At 39.2% G+C, this 8,682-nt stretch carries 7 protein-coding genes; 6 read left to right on the top strand and 1 reads right to left on the bottom strand.

Going from position 1 to position 8,682, the window contains the following annotated elements:
- Nucleotides 1-215: 215 nt before the first annotated feature.
- The 6 genes from EDC37_RS11995 (at nt 216) to recO (ending at nt 8,479) form a co-directional block, all read left to right on the top strand.
- Nucleotides 216-4,442, top strand: a complete 4,227-nt coding sequence (locus EDC37_RS11995) for a 2-hydroxyacyl-CoA dehydratase (protein ID WP_132551670.1) — start codon at nt 216-218, stop codon at nt 4,440-4,442.
- A gap of 220 nt (nt 4,443-4,662) precedes the next feature.
- Nucleotides 4,663-5,685: a PhoH family protein gene (locus EDC37_RS11990; protein ID WP_132551668.1), complete on the top strand. Its 1,023-nt coding sequence runs from the start codon at nt 4,663-4,665 to the stop codon at nt 5,683-5,685.
- Nucleotides 5,666-6,127, top strand: coding sequence for an rRNA maturation RNase YbeY (gene ybeY, locus EDC37_RS11985; protein ID WP_132551666.1), 462 nt, complete (start codon nt 5,666-5,668; stop codon nt 6,125-6,127). Before EDC37_RS11990 ends, ybeY begins: the two co-directional genes overlap by 20 nt.
- 56 nt (nt 6,128-6,183) lie before the next feature.
- Entirely contained in the window at nt 6,184-7,119 is a 936-nt protein-coding gene (era, locus tag EDC37_RS11980; protein ID WP_132551664.1) for a GTPase Era, read from the top strand.
- Between the two features lie 16 nt (nt 7,120-7,135).
- Nucleotides 7,136-7,744 carry a DUF502 domain-containing protein gene (locus EDC37_RS11975; protein ID WP_243642194.1) on the top strand — a complete coding sequence of 203 codons (609 nt, stop codon included), beginning with the start codon at nt 7,136-7,138 and terminating at the stop codon, nt 7,742-7,744.
- Complete coding sequence (recO, locus tag EDC37_RS11970) at nt 7,745-8,479, top strand: DNA repair protein RecO (protein WP_132551662.1); 735 nt, start codon at nt 7,745-7,747, stop codon at nt 8,477-8,479.
- Between the two features lie 16 nt (nt 8,480-8,495).
- On the opposite strand, the gene EDC37_RS12455 is transcribed toward recO, so the two are convergent.
- A partial coding sequence (locus EDC37_RS12455) for a hypothetical protein (protein ID WP_207900835.1) occupies nt 8,496-8,682 on the bottom strand: 187 nt, incomplete at its 5' end.

Genomic DNA, 8,682 nt, shown 5'->3' with positions numbered 1-8,682 from the left:
CCCACTTCGAACATACAGTCGAATCTGGAGCATAGTCAGTAGATGCACATATAAAATTTGAAGAATTACTGACAACTACCTTGACATTGAGCGTATTGTAAGTTATAACTGCCCTTAGCCGAGGCGTGTAATTGTAGAAGATGATAGTTCTATTGATATCGTCGGTCTTTGCGGGGATAATTAGAGCTTTTGTTATTATATTTGGGGTGTTAGTTATGAATCCTACTTGGAAAATTGGTATTGATATAGGGTCTACTACTATCAAAACCGTAGTTTTAGATGAGTTAGACAGAACCGTGTTTAAGCAATATAAGCGGCATTTTTCTGAGATTTACAAGGCCTTAAGTGAAGATGTTGCTATGCTGAAAGATAAACTGCATAACCGCAAGTTCTGTTGTACCCTTACAGGGTCCGCTGGCATGGGATTGGCTTCTGCCATGAAGATGACATTCGTTCAGGAAGTTATCGCTTGTACGCAAGCCGTGAAAAAATGGATACCGTGTACAGATGCAGCAGTTGAACTAGGGGGAGAGGATGCCAAGATAACATATTTTGGCATAGCACCGGAACAGCGCATGAATGGTGTATGCGCAGGGGGAACCGGTTCTTTTATTGACCATATGGCAGCACTTTTGCACACAGATGCCGAGGGGCTTAATGAGTTGGCCCAAAATGGCAAGCAGGTTTATACTATTGCTTCCCGTTGTGGTGTTTTTGCTAAAACAGATGTGCAGGCACTCATAAATGATGGAGTATCAAAGGAAGACATAGCGCTTTCTATTTTTCAGGCCGTAGTCAACCAGACTATTGGTAATTTAGCACAAGGCCGTCCTATTGAAGGACATATTGCATTTTTAGGCGGGCCGTTGTATTTTCTTCCTGTATTGCGTGAACGTTTTATAAAAACATTAAAGCTTGATGATGAACATATTGTCAATGCACCAGATGGATGCTACTTTGTAGCTATGGGGGCGGCTCTTTCAGAAAATAAAGTTTTACTTGATTATGACGGGCTCCTTGCAGCATTGCAGGCAGGAAAGAACGTAAAGGCTGACACTGGAGAAGTTCCTTTTGTTCTATTTAAGAATGATGAAGAATATGCTGCCTTTAAACAAAGGCATGATAAGGATATTGTCAAAAAAGGTGATTTAAGTAGTTATGAGGGACCGCTGTATGTGGGCATAGATGCGGGCTCTACTACTACAAAAGTGGTAGCTGTGGGTTCGGATAAGCAGCTTTTGTATACTTCCTATGGAAGTAATAAAGGTGTACCACTGGACAGCGTGATTGAAGCTCTGCGTGATTTATACAGCAAGATAAACAGTAAAACCTATATCAGCAGTGCAGGTACCACAGGTTATGGGGAATATATTGTAAAGGCAGCTGTACATGCTGATTTTGGTGAAGTAGAAACATTTGCCCATCTCAGGGCTGCCCAGGAGTTTTGCCCGAAAGTAAGCTGCGTATTGGATATTGGCGGACAAGATATGAAATGCTTTTTTGTAAAGGATGGTCATATTGCGCAGATAGTTCTCAATGAAGCTTGTTCTGCTGGCTGTGGATCATTTATTGAAAACTTTGCACAAGGGCTTTCCATGACAGCAGCCGAGTTCGCAGGTAAGGGTATTAACGCTAACCATCCAGTAGATCTTGGAACGCGCTGCACTGTATTTATGAATTCAAGAGTAAAACAGGCACAAAAAGAAGGCGCTGCCGTTGCTGATATTTCAGCAGGGATAGCTTTATCCGTCATAAAAAATGCTCTTTTTAAGGTCATCCAGATAAAGGATACTGCTGAACTGGGTGATAATATAGTAGTCCAGGGCGGAACGTTTTATAATGATGCCGTTTTGCGCTCAATGGAACTTTTACTAAAGAAAAATGTTATCCGCCCAGATATTTCGGGGTTAATGGGCGCTTATGGCATGGCATTATTGGCAATGGAAAGAAAGCAGGAAAAATCGACATTACTGCCAGCAAAAGTGTTGATCGACTTTAAGGCGGAACAAATCTCTTATCGCTGCCAAAAATGTGGCAATAAATGTCTTATTACCATGCAGAAATTCCCGGATGGCGGAAAGTATTTCATCGGCAATCGCTGTGAACGAGGCGCTGGCGGAGTAAAGAAGACGCTTGATGATGTGCCGAACATATTTGAATATAAGTATAAGCGTCTGTTTGCGCATTATAAACCGTTACAAAATGCCCCAAAAGGGAAAATCGGTTTACCGCGCAGCTTAAATATGTATGAGGATTATCCATTTTGGTTTACCTTTTTTACAGGGCTTGGCTATGAAGTGGTTTTGTCGGGGGAATCTTCAGCACAGCTTTATTATAAAGGGATGTCCACGGTGCCATCGGATTCGTTATGCTATCCGGCAAAGCTGGTTCATGGACATATTATGGACTTGATAGAAAAAGGCATTAAGACCATTTTTTATCCTTGTATTCCCTCCAATATAGTGGATGAAATTGATAAGGGCGATAGTAATTATAATTGTCCGGTTGTGGCGTCTTATGCAGAAAATATCCGTGCTAATATGGATATTTTGCAGAAGAAAAATATAAAATTTTTACAACCGTTTTTACCGATAAATGATAAAAAAAGAATGTATATACGTTTGACAGAAGAACTAAAAGAACTTTCATGTGCTAAAAAAGATATACGCGAAGCTTTAGAAAATGCTTATGCAGAACTTGAACATTACAAACAGGATGTCAGGGATTATGGCGTAGCAGTTTTAGAAAAAGTTGAAAAAGAACATATGAAAGCAGTCGTCCTTTGTGGTAGACCATACCATATAGATCCTGAAATAAATCATGGAATTCCTAAAATGATTCAAAATTATGGTATAGCTGTTTTATCTGAAGATGCACTTGCACATTTACCTGTGGAGAACGAAAATCTTAGCATTGTCAACCAATGGGTATACCATGCGCGCTTGTACCATGCTGCGGAATATGTAGCAGAGCATCCAAAGCTTACCTTAATCCAGTTAAGTTCTTTCGGTTGCGGCTTGGATGCGATAACTACTGGACAAGTAAAAGAAATTTTGGAACGCAGGAATTGTATCTATACGATGATAAAATTGGATGAAGTGAGTAATCTCGGCTCAGCCAGGATAAGACTTCGTTCACTTATGGCAGCATGGAAATATGGGATGAAGGAAGGCGGCGGGACACCAAAGCCTGTAAGAGAACGAGCTTATTTCAAAAAAGAATGCCAGACGGAACATACTATTCTCGCACCGCAGATGTCTCCACTGCATTTTGCTTTGATCGAAGCAGCTGTGAAAAAATACGGCTATCATATTGTTATACCAGAAATGCCTGGACGGGCAGCTGTTGATGAAGGCTTACGTTATGTGAATAATGATATGTGCTATCCGGCGATTATCGTTATTGGCCAGTTGCTCTATGCATTAAAATCAGGAAAATATGATGTAAATAATACTTCAATAATGTTATTCCAGACGTGCGGCGCATGCAGGGCAACCAATTATCTTAACCTTATGCGTAAAGCTTTGCAGGATGCGGGAATGCCGCAGGTGCCAGTGTTTGCCTGCTGGGGCAGGGAAACAGATTCCTTCAAAATGACAACAGGTCTTTTTATAGATGTGTTAAAGGCGACAATTTATGCTGATTTGTTGCAACGAGTGCGTCACCGCACATTGCCGTACGAATTGAAAGAAGGAAGCGTTGAAGCTCTTTTTGCATCCTCTATGGATTTATGTAAAGCTGATCTTGGCGATACTAATGAACGCTATAGTAAATTTGCCAGTAACATAAAGAAGATAACTGCTGAGTTTGATACTATACCGCTGGTCGAAGGACTGGAAAAACCGCGCATCGGCATAGTAGGGGAAATCCTTGCCAAATATCATCCCACTGCAAATAATCATTTGGAAGAGATTTTGTACAATGAAGGGGCAGAAGTAGTTATGCCTGACCTGATGGACTTTTTTATGTATATGGCATATGATGATATCATTTCTTATAAAATGTTGTCAGGCAAATGGTTGGATAAATTTAAATCAGAAACAGCAATAAAATTGATGGAATTTTATCGTCGCCCTATGCGCAAGGCGTTGAAGAACAGCAAGCGGTTTACCGCACCTTGTACGATAAAACAGATAGCTAAACTTACGGATGGACATGTTTCGCTTGGCAATATGGCAGGTGAAGGATGGTTCCTGACGGGGGAAATGTTGAAACTTTTGGCGGAAGGCGTGAAGAACATTATTTGTTTGCAACCTTTTGGCTGTCTACCAAATCATATAACGGGCAAGGGAATGATAAGAGAATTACTGCGCTCAAATCCTGATGCCAATATAGTGGCTATTGATTGTGATGCGGGAGTAAGCGAGGTCAATCAGCTTAACCGCATAAAGTTAATGCTGTCAGTAGCTAAGGATCATTTGAAAAAAGATGTTACGGCCTGAACATTTATGTAGTGACTGTCATGTCAGTGTTAGGACTGATACGGCAGTCACTATTTTATTAAGAGGATTATTTTTCACTGTTGCAATATAGTTAAATCTAGTGTTATGGCAAGAATTGGTATAGCGAAAATAGTAATATATGGCTAGGACTTGTCCACTTGACATTTATATATCATGCTGTAAAATTTAAACTGATAAAATATAATAACAGGAGGCTTATCTGTATTTGCAAGGATTTAGTGAACGTAAAATAATTTTTCAAGATAAACAAGAAACAATTGCGTTATTAGGAGAACATGATGAATTTTTTCGCTTTCTAAATGACAGCTTTTCATGTAAAATGGCAGGACGGGGAACAGAACTGACAATAAACGGAGAACAGTCAGAAGTTGCAGCCGCTGCAAAAGTTTTTGAAGAATTATTAGGTTTATATCGACAGGGAACACAGATAACTATTCATGAAGTACGCTATGCGGTGAAATTGATAAAGAACGGACAGGATCAGAACCTGCATAGTTTGTTTAATGATACATTGTATGTTTCGGCGCGTGGTAATACGATCAGACCAAAGACACTGGGACAGAAAATATACTTAGAGACTATTAAGAAAAATTCTGTTACGTTTGGTATTGGGCCGGCTGGTACAGGAAAAACATATTTGGCTGTTGTTATGGCCGTTATGGCATTAAGACATCATGAAGTCGACCGGATTATTTTGACGAGACCGGCAGTGGAAGCGGGCGAACGCCTTGGTTATCTTCCTGGTGATTTACAAGAAAAAGTAGATCCTTATTTAAGGCCTCTGTATGATGCCCTCCAAGATATATTAGGACTTGAAACGTATAAAAAATTAATGGAAAAAAATATAATAGAAACAGCACCTTTGGCATATATGCGTGGCAGAACGCTGGAACGTGCTTTTGCCATATTGGATGAAGCACAGAATACAACAGGGCGGCAAATGAAAATGTTTCTAACACGCTTAGGTTTTGGTTCAAAAATGGTAGTCAATGGTGATTTAAGCCAGATTGATTTACCGCGGGGCATGGAGTCCGGCCTTACTGAAGCCGTAAATATATTGGCAGATGTCAAGGGGATAGGCTGTGTGCGCTTTTCTGATACGGATGTTATACGGCATGATGTAGTTGCACGGATTATAAGAGCGTATGATGCATACGAAACATCTGAAATTATAGAAAAAAATAACAAAAGGGGAAATGATTATGCAGGTATTAATCGATAAAGACCCTGAAAGTATAGCTGTAGATAAATCTTTTGTTGATACTATAGAGTTAGCAGCAAATAAAATGGCTGATCTTTATGATTTAAAAGACAGCGAAGTGAGTATTACACTTACTAATAATGAAAAAATCCATGAATTGAATAAGCAATACCGCAATATAGATCGCCCTACTGATGTATTGTCATTTGCCCTAAATGAGGGAGATGAACCGGCCATTAAGGGCGGCGCACCTGTAAATGTACTTGGGGATATCGTGATTTCTTTGGAAAAAGCTGTTGAACAGTCAGAGGAATACGGGCATAGTGCAAAAAGGGAGGTCGCTTTTTTGACGGTGCATGGTATGCTGCATTTATTGGGATATGACCATATGCAAGAAGAGGATCGGTTAGAAATGCGCAAAGAAGAAGATTTTGTTATGGGAAAATTGGGGATCTTGCGATAAAGGACAGTAAGGCTGTTAGTAAATACAGCCGCTAATAATTTTGATAAGGGAGTACTATGGAGAATAAATACAAATCTGGTTTTGTTGCTGTAATTGGCAGGCCGAACGTTGGTAAATCTACATTGATTAACAGCCTGATAGGGCAGAAAATTGTCATTATGTCTGATAAACCACAGACAACGCGTAATAAGATACTTTGCGTATTGACGCAGGAAAACATGCAGGTGGTATTTATTGATACACCTGGTATTCATAAACCACTTCATAAATTGGGTGAACATATGGTCAAAGCAGCCCAAAATACATTAAAGGAAGTGGATGCAATATTGTTTGTCGTTGACGCAAATGAAAAAGTGGGCGGCGGTGAACGATATATAATGAAACAACTGCAATCAACTAATAAACCGGTTATTCTTGTTATAAATAAAATAGATTTAACGGCAAAGGGCAAATTGTTGCCAATAATTGCTGGCTATGAAAAGGAATATAGAAATATCAGCAGTGCTGCGGATATGAGTAAGAAGGCAACAGGATTTTCTGCTGTAATTCCTATTTCTGCAAGGGAACAGAGCAACTTACCGGCATTATTAAAGGAACTTGCTGCTTATTTGCCAGAGGGTCCGCAATATTTTCCAGAGGATATGATAACAGATCAACCGGAACGGCTTATCATTGCAGAGCTTATAAGGGAAAAGGTATTACTTTCGACACGTGATGAGGTACCCCATGCAGTAGCAGTAGATGTAGATGAAATTGCAACACGCAAAAATGGAGATGTATATATAAGAGCGACTATATATGTAGAACGCGAATCACAAAAGAGAATAGTTATTGGCGCAAGAGGTGCTTTGCTGAAACAAATCGGTGTAGATGCGAGGACTGATATCCAAAAATTATTAGGATCGAAAATTTATATGGATCTTTGGGTAAAAGTAAAGAAAGATTGGCGTGATCGTGAGAGAATACTAAAGGAATTCGGTTTTAATGACTAATAGGAGCGGTTGCGTCGTGAAAAAATTGATGAATAAGCTGTCAAAATGTTTTATAAATGGAATTATGATAATTACCCCTATTTTCATTACATATTTGGTTATTTCTACAGTCTGGCTTATGGTAGATGGGCTTATAGGGCATTATATCCCTATAAAATTTCCAGGAATGGGAATAATTATTGTAGTGTTTGTCATTATAGGCGTAGGCTGGTTATCTTCAAATTGGATTTCAAAGCGTCTTATATCTTGGGGAGAAGGACTTATTGCTAGAATACCTATAGTGAAGTTTATCTACAGCAGTGTCAAAAGGCTGTCCGATACTATTTTTAAATCAGGCAATATGTTTGAAAATGCTGTACTTGTGCCGTATCCGCATCCCGGAGTACGCTGCCTTGGATTTGTTATGACACCAGTTTCAAAAAAAATGGCCGGATATTTTGGTGATGAAGAATACCTGTCTGTATTTATTCCCTGGAGTTTAAATATGACATCGGGTTTTAATGTGTTTATTCCTAAAAAAGATGTTACTTATATAGATATACAAGGAGAAGATGCGTTGCAGTATATCATAACTGCAGGTGCAGTTATGCCGGGCAATACGGGCAAGTTGAAGGGTGATAAATAAATGGCTCTCTATAATGTAAAAGCCATTGTTTTAGGGGCTGTGAATTGGGGAGAAGCCGATAAGCTGATAACTTTGTTTTCGCGCGATAAAGGAAAAATTAAGGCCGCGGCATATGGATGCCGCAGAACAAATAGTCGGTTAGCTTCTGCTGCGCAGCTTTTTAGTATATTGGATTTGCAGCTGGCAGAAGGACAGAGGCTGGATATTATAAAAAATTGCGACCATAATGGTTTTTTAGCGGATTTTTCCTATGATTATACGGCATTTGCTTATGCCTCTTTTGTAGCTGAGATAGTTTCAGAAACTTTTGAGGAAAATCAACCCCAGGCGCAAGTTTATGATAAACTTTTACAGATAATACCAGCAATGCTTAAGCGCAATCCAAGAGTAGCGGCGTTGGCAGCTTTTTTTCAAATCTTAGAATATACGGGCAGTCAGCTTCAATATGAAAACTGCGTCATCTGTGGGGAAAAAATTAAGGGTGACGCTTTTTTTTCATGTGAAGAGGGCGGTGCTGTGTGTAACAAATGCAAGAAGAATGAAAAAATAATATATCCGGCAAAAGTCAGGTTGTTTATTTTACATTTGTTGAAATTGGATTGGAATGATTTGCAGCCATTCAAAATTCAGGCAAAAGACTTGCTGGCAGCAGAAAATATTATGCTGGATTATTTAGAAATCATTTTGGAAAAACATTTAAAATCACTCGATTTTATAAAACAGATAACAAAATAGAGAATAAAAATGGTGTCTAATAAAAAAATACCGCTTTTTTATTGAAGCGAAGATAAGCCTTGATTATGCTGCTGCAACAGCGTAAAAGCCTGTAATGACAGGCTTTTGTGGGTGCTATAACGGAAACAGAAAAGATGGTGATATGAAAAAAATAAGTAAAAAGGGATAAAAAAGTAGAAAAAGGGATTGACAATAAGGCTGAG

This window comes from Pectinatus cerevisiiphilus (genome assembly GCF_004341685.1).
GTDB classification, from domain to species: Bacteria; Bacillota; Negativicutes; order Selenomonadales; family Selenomonadaceae; genus Pectinatus; species Pectinatus cerevisiiphilus.
Note: the sequence above shows the minus strand (reverse complement) of the source record. Positions and strands in the feature narration are given on the sequence as shown.

What these genes read in the sequence shown, in the direction of transcription:
- ybeY (WP_132551666.1), top strand. Translation starts at nt 5,666, where the DNA reads ATGCAGGTATTAATCGATAAAGACCCTGAAAGTATAGCTGTAGATAAA.
- EDC37_RS11995 (WP_132551670.1), top strand. Translation starts at nt 216, where the DNA reads ATGAATCCTACTTGGAAAATTGGTATTGATATAGGGTCTACTACTATC.
- era (WP_132551664.1), top strand. Translation starts at nt 6,184, where the DNA reads ATGGAGAATAAATACAAATCTGGTTTTGTTGCTGTAATTGGCAGGCCG.
- recO (WP_132551662.1), top strand. Translation starts at nt 7,745, where the DNA reads ATGGCTCTCTATAATGTAAAAGCCATTGTTTTAGGGGCTGTGAATTGG.